The 21,346-nt window shown below is 71.4% G+C and carries 19 protein-coding genes and 1 riboswitch; of the genes, 16 read left to right on the forward strand and 3 right to left on the reverse strand.

The window, feature by feature from the left end:
- Positions 1 to 27: 27 nt before the first annotated feature.
- Entirely contained in the window at positions 28 to 1,014 is a 987-nt protein-coding gene (locus tag H629_RS0108395) for an asparaginase domain-containing protein (RefSeq protein WP_024356831.1), read from the reverse strand.
- 101 nt (positions 1,015 to 1,115) lie between these two features.
- On the opposite strand from H629_RS0108395, the gene H629_RS0108400 reads away from it, so the two are divergent.
- The gene (locus H629_RS0108400) at positions 1,116 to 3,701 is read left to right on the forward strand and encodes an ATP-dependent helicase (protein WP_029746759.1); all 2,586 of its coding nucleotides are present in this window, start codon (positions 1,116 to 1,118) and stop codon (positions 3,699 to 3,701) included.
- A gap of 50 nt (positions 3,702 to 3,751) precedes the next feature.
- On the opposite strand, the gene H629_RS0108405 is transcribed toward H629_RS0108400, so the two are convergent.
- Complete coding sequence (locus tag H629_RS0108405; protein WP_024356832.1) at positions 3,752 to 4,381, reverse strand: TetR/AcrR family transcriptional regulator; 630 nt, start codon at positions 4,379 to 4,381, stop codon at positions 3,752 to 3,754.
- 223 nt (positions 4,382 to 4,604) lie between these two features.
- On the opposite strand from H629_RS0108405, the gene H629_RS0108410 reads away from it, so the two are divergent.
- The 5 genes from H629_RS0108410 (at position 4,605) to H629_RS0108430 (ending at position 10,174) form a co-directional block, all read left to right on the forward strand.
- Positions 4,605 to 5,582 carry a GGDEF domain-containing protein gene (locus tag H629_RS0108410; RefSeq protein WP_024356833.1) on the forward strand — a complete coding sequence of 326 codons (978 nt, stop codon included), beginning with the start codon at positions 4,605 to 4,607 and terminating at the stop codon, positions 5,580 to 5,582.
- Positions 5,575 to 6,600 carry a GGDEF domain-containing protein gene (locus tag H629_RS0108415; protein ID WP_024356834.1) on the forward strand — a complete coding sequence of 342 codons (1,026 nt, stop codon included), beginning with the start codon at positions 5,575 to 5,577 and terminating at the stop codon, positions 6,598 to 6,600. Before H629_RS0108410 ends, H629_RS0108415 begins: the two co-directional genes overlap by 8 nt.
- A gap of 116 nt (positions 6,601 to 6,716) precedes the next feature.
- A complete protein-coding gene (gene sucC / locus H629_RS0108420) occupies positions 6,717 to 7,883 on the forward strand; it encodes an ADP-forming succinate--CoA ligase subunit beta (RefSeq protein WP_024356835.1) in 1,167 nt (388 codons plus the stop codon).
- Positions 7,884 to 7,913: 30 nt separating this feature from the next.
- Positions 7,914 to 8,816, forward strand: coding sequence for a succinate--CoA ligase subunit alpha (sucD, locus tag H629_RS0108425; protein ID WP_024356836.1), 903 nt, complete (start codon positions 7,914 to 7,916; stop codon positions 8,814 to 8,816).
- Positions 8,817 to 9,124: 308 nt separating this feature from the next.
- On the forward strand, positions 9,125 to 10,174 hold the full coding sequence (locus H629_RS0108430) for a hypothetical protein (RefSeq protein WP_024356837.1): 1,050 nt from the start codon (positions 9,125 to 9,127) through the stop codon (positions 10,172 to 10,174).
- A 39-nt stretch (positions 10,175 to 10,213) separates the two neighbouring features.
- Here the strand turns inward: H629_RS0108430 and H629_RS0108435 are convergent, their stop codons facing one another.
- A complete protein-coding gene (locus tag H629_RS0108435; RefSeq protein ID WP_051137854.1) occupies positions 10,214 to 10,999 on the reverse strand; it encodes a GAP family protein in 786 nt (261 codons plus the stop codon).
- A 107-nt stretch (positions 11,000 to 11,106) separates the two neighbouring features.
- On the opposite strand from H629_RS0108435, the gene H629_RS14550 reads away from it, so the two are divergent.
- From H629_RS14550 to H629_RS0108480, 10 genes are all read left to right on the forward strand, one after another.
- The gene (locus H629_RS14550) at positions 11,107 to 11,889 is read left to right on the forward strand and encodes a histidine kinase (RefSeq protein WP_084705375.1); all 783 of its coding nucleotides are present in this window, start codon (positions 11,107 to 11,109) and stop codon (positions 11,887 to 11,889) included.
- Positions 11,890 to 12,315, forward strand: coding sequence for an ATP-binding protein (locus tag H629_RS14555; RefSeq protein ID WP_051137848.1), 426 nt, complete (start codon positions 11,890 to 11,892; stop codon positions 12,313 to 12,315).
- A 29-nt stretch (positions 12,316 to 12,344) separates the two neighbouring features.
- Complete coding sequence (locus H629_RS14140) at positions 12,345 to 13,085, forward strand: response regulator (RefSeq protein WP_276202540.1); 741 nt, start codon at positions 12,345 to 12,347, stop codon at positions 13,083 to 13,085.
- 109 nt (positions 13,086 to 13,194) lie between these two features.
- On the forward strand, positions 13,195 to 14,196 hold the full coding sequence (locus H629_RS0108450) for an aliphatic sulfonate ABC transporter substrate-binding protein (protein WP_084705376.1): 1,002 nt from the start codon (positions 13,195 to 13,197) through the stop codon (positions 14,194 to 14,196).
- 11 nt (positions 14,197 to 14,207) lie between these two features.
- On the forward strand, positions 14,208 to 15,038 hold the full coding sequence (locus tag H629_RS14145; protein ID WP_024356841.1) for an ABC transporter permease: 831 nt from the start codon (positions 14,208 to 14,210) through the stop codon (positions 15,036 to 15,038).
- Positions 15,035 to 15,865 carry an ABC transporter ATP-binding protein gene (locus H629_RS0108460; RefSeq protein WP_024356842.1) on the forward strand — a complete coding sequence of 277 codons (831 nt, stop codon included), beginning with the start codon at positions 15,035 to 15,037 and terminating at the stop codon, positions 15,863 to 15,865. The genes H629_RS14145 and H629_RS0108460 overlap by 4 nt, the downstream gene beginning before the upstream one ends.
- A 39-nt stretch (positions 15,866 to 15,904) precedes the next feature.
- Positions 15,905 to 17,758 (forward strand): cell division protein PerM, encoded by a 1,854-nt coding sequence (locus H629_RS14560; RefSeq protein WP_152485684.1) that lies wholly within the window; start codon positions 15,905 to 15,907, stop codon positions 17,756 to 17,758.
- A gap of 52 nt (positions 17,759 to 17,810) precedes the next feature.
- Positions 17,811 to 17,920: riboswitch (TPP riboswitch) on the forward strand.
- Positions 17,915 to 19,018 carry a thiamine ABC transporter substrate-binding protein gene (locus H629_RS0108470; protein ID WP_024356844.1) on the forward strand — a complete coding sequence of 368 codons (1,104 nt, stop codon included), beginning with the start codon at positions 17,915 to 17,917 and terminating at the stop codon, positions 19,016 to 19,018. (Overlaps the previous riboswitch by 6 nt.)
- Before the next feature lies 1 nt (position 19,019).
- Complete coding sequence (locus tag H629_RS0108475; protein ID WP_029746764.1) at positions 19,020 to 20,732, forward strand: ABC transporter permease; 1,713 nt, start codon at positions 19,020 to 19,022, stop codon at positions 20,730 to 20,732.
- Positions 20,732 to 21,253, forward strand: a complete 522-nt coding sequence (locus H629_RS0108480; protein ID WP_024356846.1) for a nucleoside/nucleotide kinase family protein — start codon at positions 20,732 to 20,734, stop codon at positions 21,251 to 21,253. The genes H629_RS0108475 and H629_RS0108480 overlap by 1 nt, the downstream gene beginning before the upstream one ends.
- Positions 21,254 to 21,346 lie beyond the last annotated feature (93 nt).

Raw genomic sequence — 21,346 nt, forward strand, 5'->3', positions numbered from 1 at the left:
CGGGCGGTGACGCGGAGGCCGCGGTGCTCAGCGGGTGAGCTCCCCGACGAGGTTCTGCTCCATCAGGGCGCGCAGCTCGGCGCCGCGATGGCCGCGGTCGAGCAGGAAGCCGAGCTTGGCCGTCGCCGCCTCCACGGTGAGGTCGGATCCGTCGATCACTCCCGCCGCCGCCAGCTCGCGGCCGACCGCGTAGCGGGCGAGATCCACCCCGCCGACCGCGCACTGAGTGACGGCGACCACGGGCATCGATCCGCAGATCTCCCGCAGCGTGCCCAGCATGCCGGGTCGTGCCATAGGCGCATTGCCGGACCCGTAGCACTCCAGCACGAGCCCGTCGGGCTGCCCGCCCACCATTGCGCGCAGGTCGGCCGCGGTCACCGCCGGGGTGAAACGGAACGAGAGCACGCGGGCCGGCGCGGCGGGGGAGTCCTGGCCTGTCGGCTCCGCTGAAATGCCAGCGGAGCCGGCGGCGAGCGGACGTTCGGCGCGGAAAGCGGCGAGCGACACGCTGTCGTGCTTGACCGCGCGCACGGCGGGCAGGATCGCGCCCCCGAAGGCCACCGACACCGGCGCGCCCGGTGCGGCCTTCACGGAGGCGCGGATCGCGAGGGCGAGATTGTCGAGAGCGTCGGTGCCGGGGGCGCCGTGCGCGAGCTGGCTGCCCGTCACCACGACGGGGCTGCCGATGCCGGAGAGCTCGAACGCGAGCCGGGACGCGGTATAGGCGAGCGTGTCGGTGCCGTGCAGGATGACGACGCCGCGGGGGCGGTGGGTGCGCACGCGGGCGCTGATCGCGCGGGCGATGCGGGGCGCCGTATCGGCGTCGGCGTTCGCGCTGTCGATCGCGGGGAGCAGGTGGTTGATGCGCGCCTCGACGCCGAGCGGGCCGCAGATGCCGGCCACGAGCCGTTCGAGCACCTCGGGGAAGTCGGGGTCGGGGGCGAGCCCCGCGTCGGTCTCGTGCATGCCGATCGTGCCGCCCGTCGCGAAGACGAGCACGCTGGGAGTAGCCATCCCTCTATTCTGGCCTGTTCGCCGCGCGGTTGCTCGCCGGGGCGGATCGGGTGGGGGCGCGGACGTGAATGTCAGTGGTCATGCCTAGACTGGATCCCACGATGAGCGAGTTTGAACTTCTGGAGCCCGGGGCTCCGTTCGGTGGTCCTTCGGCGGGCGGCGCGGGGGCGGCAGACGGCGGCGATCCGCTGCTCCACGGGCTGAACCCGGCGCAGGAGCGCGCCGTGGTCTCGCGCGGACAGGCGCTGCTGATCGTCGCCGGCGCCGGATCCGGCAAGACCCGCGTGCTCACCCACCGCATCGCCCACCTCATCCGCAACAAGGAGGCGTGGCCCAGTCAGATCCTCGCGATCACCTTCACTAACAAGGCCGCCGCCGAGATGCGGGAGCGCATCGAGGGGCTGCTCGGCGAGGGCGCGCAGGGCATGTGGGTCTCCACCTTCCACTCCGCGTGCGTGCGGATCCTGCGGCGCGAAGCCGAGCGCTTCGGCTACGTCTCGGGCTTCACCATCTACGACTCCGCCGACTCGCGCGCTCTGCTCAAGCGCATCATCAAGGAGCTCGACGCCGACACCTACGGCTTCACCCCCGCGAACGCCGGCTCGAAGATATCGAAGCTCAAGAACGAGCTGAGCGACGCCGACGACTACGCCGCGACCATGAACGAGAGCGACCCGCGCGATCGCCTGTTCGTCGAGATCTTCAAGATGTACGAGCAGGAGCTGCGCCGCGCCAACGCCTTCGACTTCGACGACCTCATCGGGCAGACGGTGCAGCTCTTCCGCGCGCACCCCGACGTGGCCGCCGTCTACCAGCGGCGCTTCCGCCACGTCCTCGTCGACGAGTACCAGGACACGAACCACGCCCAGTACTCCCTGATCCGAGAGCTCACGCGCTTCATCGAGCCCGAAGAGGTCGACAGGCTCGTGCCGCCCGCCCGCGCGCGCGAACTCGACGCGAGCGGCCGCATCCCGCCGGCCAGCCTCACCGTCGTGGGCGACAGCGACCAGTCGATCTACGCCTTCCGCGGGGCCGACATCCGCAACATCGTCGAGTTCGAGCGCGACTTCCGCGGCGCCGAGGTCGTGAAGCTCGAGCAGAACTACCGCTCCACGCAGAACATCCTCTCGGCCGCCAACGCCGTCATCGGCAACAACTTCGACCGCCAGGAGAAGAACCTCTTCACCACCGAGGGCGACGGCGCGAAGATCGTCGGCTTCACCGGGTACTCACAGCACGACGAGGCGCGCTTCGTCGCCGAGGAGATCGAGGATCTGCACCGGGGCGGCATGGCCTACGGCGACGTGGCCGTGTTCTACCGCACCAACTCGCAGACCCGAGCGCTGGAAGAACTGCTCATCCGATCCGCGATCCCGTACCGCGTGCTCGGCGGAACCAAGTTCTACGAGCGCGCCGAGATCAAAGACGCGATGTCCTACCTCACCAGCATCGCGAACCCCTACGACCCGATCGCGTGGTCGCGGCTGCTGGGCGCCCCCAAGCGGGGGATCGGCCCGATGGCCGAGGCGCACCTCGCCAACTTCCAGGAGGCGCAGGGCCTCTCGTTCCACGACGCCATGCTGCGCGTCGACGAGATCCCGGCGATCGGGCCGAAGCTTCGGGGCACGGTGCGGCAGCTCGCCGAACTGCTCGCCCGAGCCGCGCGCATGGCCGCCGGCGGCGGTGCGACCGACGACTCGGACGAGGAGGCGAAGCCCGCTCCCGTCGGCGACGTGCTCAAGCTGATCCTCGATGAGACCGAGATGATCGAGAAGCTGCGGGCCAAGCGCGATCCGCAGGACGACGCGCGCGCCGAGAACCTCGAAGAGCTCATCGCGGTGGCCCGCGAGTTCGACGCCAAGCAGCCGGGCGCCGGGCTGCTCGCCTTCCTCACCGAGGTCAGCCTCGTCGCCGCAGCCGACGACCTCGACGACACGAGCGGCACCGTCTCGCTCATGACGATGCACACCGCGAAGGGCCTCGAGTTCAAGGCCGTGTTCATCACGGGAGTGGAGGAGGGGCTGCTGCCGCACCAGATGTCGGTCGACGAGGTCGGCGGCATCAGCGAGGAGCGGCGCCTCATGTACGTCGGTATCACCCGCGCCCGCGAGCAGCTGTACCTCACGCTCGCATCCACCCGCGCCACCTTCGGCGACGTGTCGGTCGCGATGCCTTCCCGCTTCCTGCAGGAGATCCCCGAGGGGCTCATCGATTGGCGCCAGTCGCCCGGCGAGGTCACGGGTCGTGGCGGCACCGAGTCGCGCGCGCTTAACGCGCCGCGCGGATCGTCCTCGGGGTACGGCTCGGGGGCCTCCCGGTCGCGGGGGCGCGTCGACTCCTCGGTGTCGTTCGGCACCTCGGGCGGCGGTTACGGCTCGGCGGCGGTCAGCGAGCCCGCGAGCGGCAACATGCAGTCCGCGCTCGACAAGTGGCGAGAGCGCAAGCGTCAGGCGAAGGCGGCGCAGGCCGCGGGCGGCGGCTTCCCCAACATGATCGGCGGCGCCGCACGCGACAACGGCGACCTCGAACTCTCCTCGGGTGACCGCATCCGCCACGACGAGTACGGCGAAGGCCGTGTGACGAGCGTCACGGGCGCCGGCTCGAAGCGGATCGCGCACGTCGTGTTCGACGCGGTCGGGGAGCGCAAGCTGCTCGTGAAGCTCGCCCCGATCTCCAAGATCGACTGAGCCGCCCGATCTTTCCTCCCAGGGGGCCGCGATCCCACGCGGCCGACCGCTCAGCCGATGAGGACGCGGTACTCCTGCATGATGCGTTCGAGGTCGGCCTCGTCGGCGGCGATGTCGCCGTCGCGCTGCATCCACTCGCCGAGTTGCGCACTGATGACGCCGTGCGCGAGCGACGCCGCCATCGTGGCTTCGCGGAACGGGGAGTCGAGCTTCGCGTGCTCGGGATGCGCGATGAGCCACGCCGTCGCGGTTGCGGTGATGTGGTGGGCCGACTCGAGCAGGGTGACGAGCGCCATGCGTCCGGCCTCCGGCTGCTCGGCGAGCAGCTGGGCGCGCAGGCGTGCCACCTCGGTGTTGACGTTGCTGTGCCCGATGGCGGCGAAGATGAGACGCAGGATGCCGAGGGTGAGGTTGTCGGGGCAGCTGTCGAGCACCACGAAGGCTTCATCGCCCTCGGGGATGCTGATCGCACGCCCCACGATGGCGTAGTCGCGCCCGGCGAAGTAGTTGAAGAAGGTGCTGCGCGAGATGTCCGCCATCTCGCAGATCGCTTCGACCGTGACGTGTTCGACGCCGTGCTCCAGGGCCAGAGTCACGGCCGAGGTCTCGATGGCGTTCTCGGTCGCTCGACGCTTGCGCGCCCGCAGGCCCTCGCGCTTGGGTGTCTCGGTCTCTTCCACGTCCACCTCCCTTGTTCACCGGCCGCCGGAGAGGTCTGATGCCTCCGGGCGGGAACCCCGCCGTCAGCAGCCCCCTCAGCATACCGCCCGCAGCCTGTGATTCCGGTGGCTGCAGCGCGGTCCGCAGGGTGAAGCCAGGGTGATTCCACACGGAAGCGTGTGTACGCTGGCAGAAACTGGCAGGGGCATCGACGGAATGGGGATACGTCGGGGAGGGGGAGTCATGAGGCGAGTCTCGGCGCTGATGCGGCGGCAGGATGCGCACTCCCTGTATCTCTCCTCAGCGGCCCTGCTGCTCGGACTCACTCTGGTGGTCGACGTGGTGTTCCACGCCGGTCTGGGCAACCCCGCGCTGACGTGGGGGCTGCTGCTGTTCTGCGTGGTCGGCGGATGCTCGGCCTTCCTGTTCGGCAAGCAGGTGCCGCGCTGGATCGGCACCCTCAGCGTGCTCATCTTCATCGTGGCGCAGACCTACTACCTGAGTCTCGCCGATGATCCCCAGGCGGTGATCTCCTCGGCGCAGCAGCTGCCGGTGGTCGCGTTCTACCTCGGCTGGTTCGTGCGGCCGCGCCTCGCGCTGCTGCTCGTGATGCTGTGCCTGGTGTCGTTCGGCATCACGATGTGGATGAACCCGCTGTTCAGCGCGGACGGCGTCATCGGGGCCCCGGTCGCCGTGCACGCGCTGCTCGCGATGCTGTTCTGCTTCGGCGCCGGGCTGTACCTGTGGCGCAGGCAGGCGCAGTCCGCCGCGATCGATCCGCTGACCGGCACCTATCATCGGCGGGCGATCGTCGAGCGGATCTCGCACCGGCTGCAGCGGCGCTCGACGCGGCGCGATCCGTTCTGCCTGGTGGTGATCGACTTCGACGACTTCAAGCGGCTCAACGACACCCGGGGGCACGCCGCCGGCGACGAGGCCCTGTTCGAGACGACCGCGGGCTGGCGGGCCGAGCTGCGCGCGGGCGATGCGGTCGGCAGGATCGGCGGCGACGAGTTCGTGCTGCTGCTGCCGCATGTGCGGATCGAGGAGGCCCAGTGCATCGTGGACCGCCTGCGGGACGGGGCCCCTCACCCGTGGTCGGCGGGGATCGCGCAGTCCGGCGCCGGCGATACGCCGGCGGCGATGCTCGCGCGGGCCGACGGCGAACTGTATCGGGAGAAGCAGTCGAAAGCGGATCGGCGGGTGAAGAACGATGGCTAGCGGGTCGGTTGAGTGGGCGGCCGGCGTCTTCGACCGGGCGGGCGCGCTGCTGCGCCGCTTCGTGCGGTGGCAGACGCCGTTCTCGACGGTGAGCGCGTTGATCCCGCTGATGCTCGCGGTCGTGTTCGCCTCCGATCTCGTGGTCGGTCACCCGCACATCGAGCGGCCGATGGTGAGCGTGTGGCTGGTGCTGTACCTGCTGCTCGCGATGGTGCCGCTGGTGCTGGGACGCCACTACCCGCTCTGGGCGGGGTTCGCGGTGGTGCTCGGCATGGAGGCCTGGTCGAGCTACTTCCTGATGTTCTCCCGCCACAGCCACGCGGAGATCAACGCGCTGCTGGAGCTGCCGCTCGTGGCGCTCTACGTGGCCTGGTTCTACCCCACGGTGGTCGCGTGGAGCTTCATCGGGCTGAGCATGGCGCGGGTGTCGAGCACGCTGATCTGGAACCCCGACATGGGGAATGATGTCGGATCGCCGTTCGTCATGATCGGCTACGCGCTCATCATCATGCTGTTCTGCTTCGAGGGGGCGCGAGCGGTGCGCCGTCAGCTGCGCGCCCAGGCGTGCACCGATGCGCTGACGGGCGCGCTGAACCGGCGGGGAATGGCGGAGGCCGGATCGCGGATGCTGCGCCGTTCCGAGCGCCTCGACGAGCCGCTGGCGGTCGCCGTAATCGACTTCGACGACTTCAAGCTCGTCAACGACGCCGGCGGTCACGCCGCCGGCGACACGGCGCTGCGCGAGTCGGTGCGGCAGTGGTCGGCGATGGTGGGGATGCGCGGGCACTCCGGCCGCGGCGGAGGCTTCGTGGCGAGGCTCGGGGGAGACGAGTTCGTGCTCGTGGCGCGTGCCGGCTCGGGGGAGCTGAGGGCGAGTCTCGGTCGTGCGCATGACGAGTCCCCGTTCTCGTGGTCATGGGGCGTGGTGGCCGCGCAGACGACCGAGGGTCTGGACGAGGCGATCGCGCGCGCCGACGCCGAGCTGTATCTCGGTCGTGGCGCACGACGCGAGGGATGAGCCGCGGCCGGGAGGCGCCCATATCGCGGTGCTAGACTCTCGGATGGTCGAGATATCTCGACGTCGAGACATTTTTCTGCCTCGGATCACCATTACTCCCAAGCGAAGGACAGTACGTGGATCTGTACGAGTACCAGGCACGAGATCTTTTTGAGCGATACGGAGTGCCGGTGCTTGCCGGCATCATCGCTGATACGCCGGAGGAGGCGCGAGCCGCCGCCGAGAAGCTCGGCGGCGTGGTCGTGGTCAAGGCTCAGGTGAAGACCGGCGGGCGCGGCAAGGCCGGCGGCGTGAAGGTGGCGAAGACCCCTGACGAGGCGTTCGACGCGGCCCAGGCGATCCTCGGACTCGACATCAAGGGGCACGTGGTGCAGCGCGTGATGGTCGCCGCCGGCGCCGACATCGCGCAGGAGTTCTACTTCTCGGTGCTGCTGGATCGTGCCAACCGCTCGTACCTCTCGCTGTGCTCGGTGGAGGGCGGCATGGAGATCGAGCAGCTCGCGGTCGAGAAGCCGGAGGCGCTGGCGCGCATCGAGGTCGATCCGATCGTCGGCATCGACGCCGCGAAGGCGGAGGAGATCGCTCGCGCCGCGAAGTTCCCCGAGGAGCTCGTCGCCAAGGTCGCGGCTGTGTTCGAGCGGCTCTACGCGGTCTACACCGGTGAGGATGCGACGCTCGTCGAGGTGAACCCGCTCGTGCTCACCGGCGCCGGCGACGTCATCGCCCTCGACGGCAAGGTCTCGCTCGACGCGAACGCCGACTTCCGCCACCCCGAGCACGAGGCGCTCGAGGACAAGGCCGAGGAGGATCCGCTCGAGGCCAAGGCGAAAGCGCAGGATCTCAACTACGTGAAGCTCGACGGCGAGGTCGGCGTGATCGGCAACGGCGCGGGCCTCGTGATGTCGACGCTCGACGTGGTCGCCTACGCCGGTGAGAACCACGGCGGGGTGAAGCCCGCGAACTTCCTCGACATCGGCGGCGGCGCGTCGGCCGAGGTCATGGCCGCTGGCCTCGACGTGATCCTCGGCGATCCGCAGGTGAAGTCGGTGTTCGTCAACGTCTTCGGCGGCATCACCGCCTGCGACGCGGTGGCCAACGGCATCGTCGGCGCGCTGCAGAAGCTGGGCGACTCGGCCAACAAGCCGCTGGTCGTGCGGCTCGACGGCAACAACGTCGAGGAGGGGCGCCGCATCCTCGCCGAGGCCGCGCACCCGCTCGTCACGCTCGCCGCCACCATGGACGAGGGCGCCGACAAGGCCGCCGAACTCGCGAACGCCCGCTAACCCACGAGACTCACGGAAAGAAGCAACAGAATGTCGATCTTCCTGAACAAGGATTCCAAGGTCATCGTGCAGGGCATCACGGGCGGCGAGGGCACCAAGCACACCGCGCGCATGCTCGCCTCAGGCACTGACATCGTGGGCGGCGTGAACGCCCGCAAGGCCGGCACCACGGTGACGCACACCGACCGGGACGGCAACACCGTCGAGCTGCCCGTCTTCGCGACGGTCGCCGAGGCCATGGAGCAGACCGGCGCCGACGTATCGGTCGCCTTCGTGCCCCCGGCCTTCACCAAGGACGCAGCCGTCGAGGCCATCGACGCGGGCATCGGCCTGCTGGTGATCATCACCGAGGGCGTGCCGGTCAAGGACTCGGCAGAGCTGTGGGCCCACGCGAAGGCCACCGGCAACAAGACCCGCATCATCGGCCCGAACTGCCCCGGCATCATCACGCCCGACGAAGCGCTCGCAGGCATCACGCCCGCGACGATCACGGGCAAGGGGCCCATCGGCCTCGTCTCGAAGTCGGGCACCCTCACCTACCAGATGATGTACGAACTGCGCGATCTCGGCTTCTCGACCGCCATCGGCATCGGCGGAGACCCCGTCATCGGCACGACGCACATCGACGCCCTCGCGGCGTTCGAGGCCGATCCGGAGACGAAGGCGATCGTGATGATCGGCGAGATCGGCGGCGACGCCGAGGAGCGCGCGGCCGATTTCATCAAGGCCAACGTGACGAAGCCTGTCGTCGGCTACGTCGCGGGCTTCACCGCGCCCGAGGGCAAGACGATGGGCCACGCCGGCGCCATCGTGTCCGGCTCGGCCGGCACCGCGCAGGCGAAGAAGGAGGCCCTCGAGGCCGCTGGCGTCAAGGTGGGCAAGACCCCCACCGAGACCGCCGAGCTGCTGCGCGCGGCGTACGCCGCCCTGTAAGCGCTTCGGGTTGCAGGGGGCGGGCGGGTGCGCTCGCCGCTGCTGAGGGGCGGATCGCGCAGCTGTGCGATCCGCCCCTGTTGCATGCCTGTGCTCGCGCGAGCGCGATCCACCCCTCTCGAAAGGCGGATTTCGCAGCTGGATTCTTGGGTCCGCATGCGAAATCCGCCTTTCGCGTATTCGGGCAGAGGGAGAGGCAGGGGCCACCCGAGGCTTGGGGGCTTGGGGGATTGGGGGCGTCGGGGCTTCGGGGCTCGGGGCTGCCGGGAGGTTCAGGCCCCCCGACCCCGCTCACTACACTGGAGCGCATGAGCGAACCCCAGGGAGCCCACCTCGTCGGCAGCATCAACTTCGACGACGCCGAGACCACCATGCGCACCGCTGCCGAGCACCTCGGTGACCGGCTCAAGCGCATCCCCGACGGCGAGGTGGGGGAGCGCTTCCACTGGATCGTGTTCCAGGCCGACCGTCTGGGCGCGGCTGACGGCATCGAGCGCGTCGGCGATGCGCCGATCCCGCTGCGCATGCTCGACATGCGGCCGGTGCGCCTCGCCGAAGGGGTGCGCGCCGCCGATCTCGAACTGCCGCCGCTCGGCTACGCCGACGCCGCGCTCGAGTCGTACGCGGTCTTCTCGCGGCTGAAGGGCGAGGGCGCGATCCCCTTGGCCACCCGCTTCCAGGTGTCGCTGCCCACGCCGCTCGGCGTGGTCGGCAGTTTCGTGTGGGCGGCGGATCGCATCGAGTTCGAGCCGGTCTACGAGCGCGCGCTCGCCGCCGAGCTCGACCGCATTCTCGCCGAGATCCCGCACGACGAGCTCGCGATCCAGTGGGATGCGGCTCTGGAGTTCGCGATGCTGGAGCAGCAGAAGAGCTTCACGGGGCAGCCCTACGAGTGGTTCGACGATGTCTGGTCCGGCACGAGCGAGCGGCTCGCCCGCCAGATCGACAGGGTGCCCGCAGACGTGGAGGTGGGGGTGCACCTCTGCTACGGCGACGTGGCCGAGAAGCACTTCGTCGAGCCGCGCGACACCGAGAACCTGGTGCGATTCGCGAACCTCGCAGTCGGGGCCGCAGAGCGCCCGCTCACCTGGCTGCATCTGCCGGTGCCGATCGAACGCGACGACGCCGACTACTTCGCGGCGCTCGCGGGGCTCGCGATCCCGCAGCAGACCGAGCTCTACCTCGGCCTCGTGCACCGCGAGGACGGCGCCGAGGGCGCCGAGCGCCGTATCGCCGCCGCGCAGCAGCACGTGTCCCGCCCCTTCGGCGTCGCCACCGAGTGCGGCTTCGGTCGCGCCCCCGAGGGCACGACGGTCCCGCTGTTCGAGACGCACCGGGCGGTCGCAGCCGCCTGGTAGCGGGGCGGATCGCGACGGCACGATCGTTCCGGCCGCCGCTCAGCCGATGATCGGCAGGTCTATCCCGAGCTGCGTCGCGCCGGATCTGGCGAGCAGGAAGCCGATGATACCGAGGATCCACGCCGTGTTCTCCGCGCCCGTGCGCTGCATCCACCCGGTGAAGCGGCGCAGCGGGCGGTCGACAGAGCGTGCGGCGACCAGGCGTGCCGCCAGCAGGATGAGGGCGGGCAGGATCATCACGACGCAGTAGCCCGCGAGCATCGCGAAGCGGGCCGGCATGCCGATGGGGGCGTCGGCCAGCATCGTCATGCCGATGAGGTAGGGGAGCATGCCCGCCACCTCGGCGAGGCCCGCGGCGAGGGCGACACCCACGACCGCGGCGCGACTCGTGCCGTCGGAGAGCAGGCGGTCGCGCCATCGCAGGATCCGCCCGCTCGTCTGAGCCGTCGGGCTGCTGTCAGGAAGCGCCGCGGCGGCCTTTCGCTTGCGCGCATCCGACACCCCGATCACGATGCCGCTCGCGAGCAGCGCGAGCCCGCCCGCAAGCAGCACCACCCGGCCGAGCGTCGAGCCGAGGAAATCGCGTCCCGCGTCGATGACGTTGACGAGCCCCAGCGTGAAGAGCACGCCGATCGCGAGGTAGAACAGCGTGATCGTGCCGAGGTACAGCAGCACGCGGGCGATACGGGGCCGCCCGGGTGCGATGAGGAAGAACAGGGGGATCAGCAGGGTGCCGACGCTGAGCCCGTCGAGCAGGGCGAGCAGCGCGAGGGCGAGGGGCAGCGGGACATCGGCGAGGATCGGAAGCTGGGCGGTGACGAGCATGCCGCCACTCTCGCGGCTGCGCTCCGCGCGCGCATCGGCGGAAGGCACGACACCGCCTCATCCTTTGGCCGGAGACGGATGTCCGAGGCTGCTGCTTGGATGGGAGCATGACCACTGAGACTGCGCAGCCCCGGGGGATGCTTCGAGTGATCGCCGATCGGCCGGCGGCGTTCGCGGGCAGCTACCTGCTGCTCGCGATCGTGCTCGCGGCGTTCGGGTGGTCGGGGTTGTGGAGCATGTTCTCGCTGCTGCCTGGCGGGGTATCGCCGTGGTGGGGGCTGGCGACGGCGGCGCCCGCCTGCGCGCTGGTGCTGCTGCGGCGTCGTGCGCCGCTGGTGGGCCTCATCGCCGCCGCAGTCGTCTTCGTCGCCGACCTGCTCACCGTCGGTGGGCTCGTGCCGCTGCTCGTGCTGCTCGAGCTCTTCCACGCGCGCACGGTTCGGCTCGCCCCGGCCCAGCGCAGGCGCATGCTCGGGGTGGTGATCGTGAGCACGCTCGCGCTCGTGGTGGCCGCCCTCGCGCTCTCCGACGATCCGCGAGAGGCGGTGATGGTGGGCATCCAGTTCGTCGGGCTCGCCGGGCTGACGTACTGGTATGCGAACTCGGTCGCGCAGTCGCGTGAGCTGGTTGCGCTCTACCGGCAGCGCGCCGACGACACGGCCCGGCTCGCCGAGCTCGACCGCACCGCCGCGGTGCAGGGAGAGCGGGATCGTATGGCCCGTGAGCTGCACGACGTGGTCGCGGGGCACATCTCCGCGATCGCGATCCGCAGCGAGGCCGCGCTCGGACTGCCCGCGGGCGCTGCGGGCGAGACTCAGGAGCGTCGCGCCCTGCGTGCAATGCGCGACGCGAGCCTTGAAGCCCACGGAGCGCTGCGCACCATGATCTAGGTGCTGCGGTCGGGCGAGCGCGATTTTCAGCTGCCGCCCGGCCGAGCCGGGCTGCCCGGGCTGGTCGAGGCCGCGAACGGCTCAGGGGTCGCCGCGACGCTCAGCGACCAGGGCGGCAGCGGGCTGCCCGCGCAGCTCGATCAGGCCGTGGGCAGCGTGGTGCGCGAGGCGCTCGCGAACAGCGTGCGCCACTCGTCGGGCGCCGATGTCGACGTGCGGCTGTCGAGGGGCGAGGGCGAGGTGCGCGTCGATGTGGTCTCGCGCGGTGGTTCCGCCCTCGCCAGCCCCGCGCTCATGGGCAGCGGCATGGGGCTCGAACTGCTGCGAGAGCGCGTGCGCGCGCTCGGCGGGGAGCTCTTCGCCGGGCCGGAGGGCGCCGGTGTGTGGGCGGTGCGCGCGCGACTGCCCGAAGAGGGGGCGGTGTGAAGGCGGGGGGCGCTGAGCGGACTGCGGCGGTGGAGCCGGGCCGGGCCGGGGCGGCGCCTCCGAGGGTGCTGCTCGCCGACGACCACGGCATGATCCGCGAGGGCCTCCGGATGATCCTCGAGACCCACGGTGTCGTCGTGGTGGGTGAGGCGGGTGACGGTGCGGCCGCGATCCGCAACGCGGCCGCACTGCGCCCCGACGTGGTGGTCATGGATCTGCGCATGCCGGGCATCGATGGCGTCGAGGCCACCCGCCGCATCGTTGCCGAGGGCAGCGCCGAAGTGCTGGTGCTCACGAGCTTCGACGAGGACGAACTGGTGTTCGCGGCCATCCGAGCGGGAGCTGCGGGGTTTCTGCTGAAGACCACCGAGGCGGCTCCGCTCGTCGAGGCGGTGCGACGAGTGGCGGCCGGCGAGGGCGTGCTCGATCCCAGGGTGACCCGGCGCGCGCTCGCCGCATTCGCGGCGGTGTCGCCGGCGACCGAGCCGGCGCCGCTGCCCGGCCTCGAACAGCTCACGGCTCGAGAGCGGCAGGTGCTCGACGCGATGCGCGCGGGCCGCTCGAACGCGGGCATCGCGGCCCGGCTCGGCATCTCGGTGCCGACCGTCAAGACCCACGTCTCCAGTATCTTGGTCAAGCTCGGCGCTGAGAACCGCGCGCACGCCGCGGCGCTCGCGCGAGACGCGCAGCTTGATGCCGGGCTCGAGGCCGACGACGGCCCTCGCCCCGAGCGTCCCGCGAGCGGCGGCGGATCACTGCGCGACGGGTGACGTAGAATGGTGGGGTTGCGCGGGCTGATCCGCGCGCCCGCGCTGTTCCGGCATCTCGTCAGCCGATCCGCGGTCTCCTGCCGTGCGGCAGCCCCCGAAAGGACCCCCTGTGACCAGTCGTCTGCTTCGTTCGCTTTCCGTCACTGCCGCAGCCGCGGCCGCCCTCGCGCTCGGGCTCACCGGCTGCGCGAGCGGCGCCGGTTCCGCCGGTCAGGGCGCCGCCGGCGACACCATTCGTATGGGCACGCAGCCGTGGCTCGGCTACGGCCAGTGGTACGTGGCCGAGGATCAGGGGTTCTTCGCGGATCGCGGCGTCGAGGTCGAGCTGTCGAGCTTCAACGCAGACGCGGATGTGAACGCCGCGCTTGCCGCGGGCCGCCTCGACATGGCGAACGTGGGGGCCCAGGCGGCACTGCAGTTCATCGAGCAGGGCGTCGACGTCTCGATCGTGCTGCTGCTCGACTCGGCGACCGACGCCGACGCGATCATCGCGGGCGAGGGCGTCGGCTCGGTCGAGGATCTCGCAGGCAAGAAGGTGGGCTTCGAGCGCGGCGCGACGAGCGAGATTCTGCTCGCCGAGGCGCTGGAGGGCGCCGGCATGTCGTTCGACGACATCGAGACGGTCGAGCTGTCGGCCGACAAGGTGGCGCCCACGCTCATGTCGGGCAGCATCGACGCCGGTGTCACCTACGAGCCCTACATCAGCGAGGCGCTCAGCGCTGGCAAGGGCGTCGAGGCCGTCGCCACCGCCGGCGAGTTCCCGGGGCTCATCACCGACGTGCTGGTGGTGCGCAACGACGTGCTCGAAGAGCGCCCCGATGAGGTGACCGAGGTACTGGCCGCGTGGGATGACGCGGTCGCGTTCTACGGCGAGCACACCGATGAGGCGCGTGCGGTGATCGCGGCCGGCGTCGGCTCCGATGTCGCCGACCTCGAGACCGCGTTCGACGGCGTGCACTTCTACACGCTCGCCGAGAACCGCGAGCTGCTGAACGGCGCCTACACCGCCGAGACGCTGCCGGCGCTCATCGAGGTGGCGCAGCGGATCGGCCTGATCTCGGGCGATGTCGACGCTGCCGGCGCGATCCGCACCGAGTTCCTCGGCGAGTAGTCGCGCACCGCATGACCCGCACTGCTCCGGCTCCGGCCCCGCGCCGCCAGGTGCGCCGCCGAGCACGCATCGGCCGCCCGCTGGGCCGCCCCGCCTATCTCGCGACGGCGGTCGGCACTTTCGTGCTGCTCGTCGCGATCTGGGCGGTGGTCACCTCGCTCGGGCTGGTCGATCCGATGTTCCTGCCCGGCCCGGGCGAGGTGCTGGGCGCGCTCGCGGAGCAGGCCGCGAACGGGGAGCTGTGGGCCGATATCGGGGTGAGCGCGTTCCGCATCCTGGTGGGCTTCGTGCTCGCCACGGTGATGGCGGTGCCGATCGGCACGCTGATGGGGGTGAGACCGCGGGTCGAGGCCGCGCTCGAACCTCTCATGGACTTCATCCGCTACATGCCGGTGGTGGCGTTCGTGCCGCTCACGATCGTGTGGGTCGGGATCGATGAGGGGCAGAAGTTTCTCATCATCTGGATGGGCACGTTCTTCCAGCAGGTGCTGATGGTGGCCGATGCGGTGCGGCGCACGCCGCGCACGCTGGTGAGCCTGGGGGAGACACTGGGTTTGAGCTGGCTGCAGCTCCTCACTCGCATCGTCGTGCCGTCGGCGATGCCGCGCATCTGGGATGCGCTGCGGATCACCCTCGGCTGGGCTTGGACCTGGCTGGTGGTGGCCGAGCTCGTGGCGGCGTCGAGCGGTATGGGGTTCCGCATCACGGTGGCGCAGCGCTTCTTCCAGACGGATCTCATCATCGGCTACGTGTTCGTGCTGGGGCTGCTGGGTCTCGTGCTCGATCAGGCGATGCGCGCCGCGGGGCGCCGCATGTTCGCGTATCAGGAGGGTCGCGCATGAGCGGTCAGGATCGGGCGGCGTCGGCCGGGGCGGCGGCTTCGGCCCAGGGTCCGGGTGAGCCGAAGCTCAGGGTCGCGGGGCTCGTGAAACGGTTCGGTCGCGGGGATCGCGCGGTGACCGCGCTCGAGGGCGTCGACCTGGAAGTGGCGGAGAACGAGTTCGTGTCGATCGTGGGGGCCTCGGGCTGCGGCAAGTCGACGCTGCTCTCGCTGGTCGCGGGTCTCGACGAGCCCAGCGCGGGCACCATCGAGGTGAGCGGCCGCGAGGTCGCGGGGCCGGGCCGGGACCGCGGCGTGGTGTTCCAGCAGGCGACGCTCATGCCGTGGTTGACGGTGCAGCAGAACGTCGAGTTCGCGCTGCGCGGCGAGCCCGGGCTGTCTCGCGGAGACCGTGCGGATCGGGCTCGCGAGTTCTTGCGGCTGGTGGGGCTCGACGGTTTCGAGCGCTCGTTCCCGGCCCAGCTCTCCGGCGGTATGCAGCAGCGGGTGGCGCTGGCCCGCTCGCTGAGCTACGGGCCGGACATGCTGCTCATGGACGAGCCGTTCGGTGCGCTCGACGCGCTGACGCGTCGCACGATGCAGGAACTGCTGCTCGAGGTCTGGGAGCAGCACCGCCTGACGGTGCTGCTCGTCACCCACGACATCGACGAGGCGGTGGTCACGAGCGATCGTGTGGTCGTTATGAGTCCGCGCCCGGGGCGCGTGCAGCGCATCGTCGATGTGCCGATCCCGCGCCCGCGCACGCTCGCGTCGGAGCGCAGCCCCGAGTTCCGCGGGCTGAGCGACGACATTCTCGCGCTCATCCGCGACGCGCCTCGCGCCGAGTGAAGCGGCGCTGCCGCTGAGATGCGGAGTAAGCTGCTGGCGATGAGAGCCATAGTCACCGCCGTGGTCGCCGCGATCGAGGCGGCGGCCGTCGCCTTCGCCGGGCTCGCGGTGGTCGCGGTGCCGGCGCTGCTGCTCTGGATGGTGGTGTTCGGACTCGCGGCGGAGCCCGGCGCGGTGGTCGCCGGGATCTCGGGTGTCTGGTTGCTGGCGCACTGGGTGCCGATGCGGCTCGAGATCGATGCCCAGGCTGCGTTGAGTCTCGGGCTCTCCCCGGAACCGCTCGGGTTCGCGCTCTCGCTCGCCCCGCTCGGGCTCACCCTCGTCACCGTGCTGCTCGCGGCGCGGGCGGGGTGGCGCTTCGGCGCGCGCGGCGGCACGGGCGCTGCGGGGGCGCTGGGGGGTCTGCTGGGCTTCGGGGCCGTGGCCTTCGGGGCGGCGACCTTCGCCGCTCCGCTCGCGGTGTGGCCGCTGTGGCTGGCGGTGCTGGTGCCGGCGCTGAGCTACGGGGCCGTCTCGGCTGCGGCGTTCGTGGTGCGCGCCGCTCGTGACGACCACGGCTGGTGGCGTGCGTGCACGCGTGCGGTGCAGCGCGCGGTGGAGCGGCTGGGCGCCTCGCACGCGGCGGCGGTGCTGCCGGTGCGTGCGGCCGAAGCGGTGCGCCTCGCCACGGCCGTGCTGGTCTCCGTGCTGGGGCTCGCGTCGTTCGTCTTTGCAGTCGCCGTGGTCGTGGGCTACCCGCACGTGATCGCGCTGACGCAGGGCCTGCACCTCGATCCTCTCGGTTCGGTGCTCGTGTTCCTGGTGCAGCTCGCGCTGCTGCCGGTCGCGATCGTCTGGAGCACGGCGTGGCTGACCGGGGCGGGCTTCGCGGTGGGGGCCGGCAGCTTGGCGACCCCGTTCGAGGCGCTGCTCGGTCCGCTGCCCGCACTGCCGATCTTCGGGGTGATCCCCCAGGGGTGGGGAGCGCTCGGCGCGCTCGCTCCCGCCGCGATCGTGCTCGTCGGCGTGGTGGTGGGCGTGCTCTTCGCCCGCAGCGCCCGGCAGCGGCGCTCGACGTGGCTCGCGGCGCTCGTCACGCCCGTCGTCGCAGCGGCGCTCGCGGGGCTCGCGGTGGCGGCGCTCTGCGCGCTCGCCGCCGGGTCGCTCGGACCCGGCCGGCTCGACACCGTCGGCGCCGAGCCGTGGCTGACGGGAGGTCTTGCGGCGGCAGAGCTGGGCGGAGGCCTGCTCGTCGGCGTCGTCGCGGCACGGATCGATCTGGCTGGGGTGCGGATCTCGCTGCCCGACGCGGTGCGTGCGGTGAACGGGCGAGTGCGCGGAGCGCGTCCCGCAACGGGGGAGTCGCGGTCCGGGGCGCTGCCGCTCTTGAGCGAGTCCGACGATGAGATCCTGGGGTCCATCCCGCAGGATGCGGCGGATCCGGTCGACGGCGAGACCGTCGACCTCTCGGAGGCGAGGGCGGCGGAAGCTCGCGGGAAGGCCGACGCGGAGCACCCGCGCGGGGCCGGGGCGGCGCTGCGGCGGTGGATGTCGCGGGACGCCGGCACCGTCGAACCCGCCGTAGATGCTGCAGCCGATCTCGACGGTGCCCAAGACGCCGATGCCCAGGAAACCGCCGCGCTCGACACCGCCGACCTCGACACCGCCGCGCTGGACGCCGCCGACCTCGACACCGCCGCCGACCTCGACACCGCCGCGCCCGACGGCTCCGCGGACACGAGTGTCGCGCCCGCGGACGCCCCAGCCGAGGGCGGCCGGAGCGACGCCCCCGCGCCCGACGACACCGCGCACGACACCGAGGCGCTGCTGCGCGCGTACTCCTGGGATGAGCGGGAGTCGCAGGACGGTGAGCCCGATCCGCCCCGCCGACCCTGGGGCCGTCGCAAGCGCTGAGGCGGCCGCAAGCACCGAGGCCGAGCAGCCCGGCGCGACCTGTTAGGCTGAACGGGCAATCCACGGGAGTCCCGACGCGAGGGGCTGAGAGGGAGCACGCGTGCTCCGACCGTTCAACCTGATCTGGTTCATTCCAGCGGAGGAAGGAAGCCTTCAATGATGCCTGCACGCCCCACGCACGCCCCCGCCCGCCGTTCCGCGGTCCCGTTCGTCGCGCTCGCCGCGGTCTGCGGTCTCGCGCTCACCGGCTGCGCGGGGTCCGCCCCCGGCACCCCGGCCGAGAGCGAGAAAGTCACGCTCGTCGTGCACGACTCGTTCCCGAACGACGAGTTCGCGGAGGCCGCGAGCGCTGCGACCGGGTACGACGTCGAGGTGATCTCGGCCGGCGACGGCGGCGAACTCACCAACAAGCTCGTGCTCACCGCGGGCGCGCCCATCGCCGACGCCTTCTTCGGCGTCGACAACATCTTTGCCTCGCGGCTCATCGAGCGCGACGTGGTCGAGCCCTACCGCCCGGCCGGGTTCCCCGACAGCGGCCTCGGCTTCACGATCGACGGCGAAGGCTCCGACGGCGCCCCGTTCTCCCTCACCCCCGTCGACCACGGCGCCACCTGCGTCAACATCGACCCCGCCTGGTTCGCAGAGCAGGGGCTGGCCGAGCCCGCCACCTACGAGGATCTCGCGAAGCCGGAGTACGCCTCGCTCACCGCGTTGCTCGACCCGACCGCATCCTCGACCGGGGCCTCCTTCCTCGTGGGCACCGTGGCGAAGTTCGGCGAGGACGGTTTCGCCGACTACTGGAAGCGTCTCACCGACAACGGCGCCCGCATCGAGCAGGGCTGGAGCGACGCCTACTACGGCCAGTTCACCCAGGGCGGCGAGGGCGGCACGAAGCCGATCGTCGTCTCCTACGCCTCGTCGCCGGCGTTCACCGTCGACGACGAACTGACCGCCAGCAGCACGCGGGCGCTGCTCGACACCTGCACCCGCCAGGTCGAGTACGCCGGCGTGCTGCAGGGCGCCGCGAACGAGGCGGGCGCGCAGGCCGTCGTCGACTACCTCGTGTCGCACGAGTTCCAGCAGACGATCCCGGACGCCATGTACATGAGCCCGGTCGACGCGTCGGTGGAGATGCCCGAGGCGTGGGCGAAGTTCGCGCCCGAGCCCGCCGAGGGCCAGACCCACGACCTCGCGCCCAGCGCGATCGAGCGGGGCCGCGAGGGCTGGCTGCAGACCCTGGGCGACACGATCGGGCTCTGACGTGGCGCGGCGGAGCAGGACCGCCGCGCGCACGAGCGCGTGGGCCGTCGCGGGGTGGACCCTCGCGACGGCCCTGCCGCTCGCCTTCCTGATCGTCTTCTTCCTGTGGCCGGTGCTCTCGCTCGTGGCCACGGGCTTCACCGACGACGGCCGCCTCAATCTCGGGGCCGTGCCGGAGGTGTTCGGGGCGGCTCGCACCTGGCGGGTCATCGGACAGACCCTGCTGCAGGCCGGTCTCGCCGCGGCGCTCGCGGTCGTGCTCGGCGTCCCCGCCGCCTACGTGCTCTACAAGCTCGACTTCCCGGGGCGCACGCTGCTGCACGGGCTCATGACCGTGCCCTTCGTGCTGCCGACGGTGGTGGTGGGCGTCGCCTTCTCAGCGCTGTTCGGGCCGGCGGGGCCGCTCGAATGGCTGGGTCTCGACCGCACGCTCACGGTGCTGGTGCTCGCCCTCGTGTTCCCCAACGTCGCGGTCGTAGCCCGCACCGTCGGCAGTTTCTGGGCGCGGCTCGACGACAGCTCCGCGATGGCGGCGAGGGTGATGGGGGCGGGGCGGATCCGCGCCTGGTGCACCGTCACGCTGCCGGCTCTCGCACCTGCCCTCGCGTCGGCAGCGGCCCTCGTGTTCCTCTTCTGCTCGACCTCGTTCGGCATCGTGCTGATCCTCGGCGGGCGCGAGTTCTCGAACGTCGAGACCGAGATCTACCGCCTCACGGTGCAGTTCCTCGACCTGCGGGGGGCGGCCGTGCTGTCGCTCGCCCAGTTCGTGATCGTGGGTGCGACGCTCGTGGTGTCGGCGCGGCTGCGGCGGGCGGGCGAGCGGGCCGTGGAGCTGCGCGAGGACGCCCCCCGCGAGCAGCGGCCGGGCCTCGCCGACCTGCCCGCGATCCTGGTCTTCTCGCTCACCGCGCTGCTGCTGCACGCCGTACCGCTGCTCACCCTCGTGCTCCGATCGCTGCGCGACCGCGACGGCGGCTGGACGCTCGCCCACTACGCGGCGCTGGTGCAGCCGCCCGCCGCGCTGCCGCTCGACGCCCCGGTCGCGCACGCCGCGTGGCTCTCGATCCGCATCGCGGCCGTCGCCGCCGCGATCGCGCTGGTGCTGGGAATGCTCATCGCGCTGGTGCTGTCGCGCAAGCCGCGCGCGCCCGGCCTGCGGCGGGCCCAGGGCCTCTTCGACGGGCTCGTGATGCTGCCGCTCGGGGTTTCGGCGGTCACCCTCGGCTTCGGCCTGCTCATCACGATGCACCGGCCCCTCGGCATCGGCTTCGATCTGCGCACCTCGACGGTGCTGATCCCGGTCGCGCAGGCGCTCGTGGCGCTGCCGCTCGTGGTGCGCATCCTGCTGCCGGTGCTGCGCGGCATCGATGAGCGGATCCGCTTCGCCGCGGCGACCCTCGGCGCCGCCCCGATGACGGTGCTCGGCACGATCGACCTGCCGCTGCTCGGCCGCAGCGCGGGTCTCGCGCTCGGGTTCTCCTTCGCCGCGTCGCTCGGGGAGTTCGGGGCGACGTCGTTCCTCGTGCGTCCTGGTGCGCAGACCCTGCCGGTCGCGGTGGGCGAGCTGATCGGGCATCAGGCGCCCGGCAGCTACGGCGCGGGCCTCGCCGCGGCGGTGGTGCTCGGCACCCTGACGGCGGCCATCATGCTCATCGCAGAGCGGCTGCGGGTCGACGGCCGCTGGGGCGGGCGCCGGCAGGGGGAGCTGTTCTGATGGGGGAAGGCTTCGACGTGCTGCTCATCGACGGGCGTTCGGGATCCGGCAAGACCTCGCTCGCCGCGCGGATCGTGCGCGAGCTGCGCGGGGCGGGCGCCGAGCCGCAGCTGCTGCGCGTCGAGGACCTCTACCCGGGCTGGGACGGGCTCGCTGCGGGATCCGGCGCTCTCTCCGAGGTGCTCGACGAGGGGCGCTACCGCCGGTACGACTGGTACGCCGGCGCCTTCGCGGAGGAGCACCGCATCGACCTCCGCGCGCCGCTCGTGATCGAGGGCTGCGGTGCGATCACGGTTCGCAACCTCGCTGCGGCGCGGCGCTGGGCCGTGCGGGCGGTGGGGGAGCGCGCGGTGGTGCGCAGCCTCTGGCTCGACTGCCCAGACGGGGTGCGCCGATCCCGAGCCCTCGCCCGCGACGGTGAGAGCTACGCGCCCCACTGGGATCGCTGGGCCGCTCAGGAGGACGCGCTCTACGCCGTGCACGAGCCGTGGCGCTTGGCCGACGAGACGCGGCTCTCCTGACGCTCGGGCCGCGGCTCTCCCTCTCCTTGTCCGTTGTCTCGGATCTCTCCTGTTTTTCGGATGGAGACCTGGGGGATCCATCCGAAAAACAGG

The sequence above is a fragment of the Leucobacter chironomi DSM 19883 genome (genome assembly GCF_000421845.1).
Lineage (GTDB): Bacteria > Actinomycetota > Actinomycetes > Actinomycetales > Microbacteriaceae > Leucobacter > Leucobacter chironomi.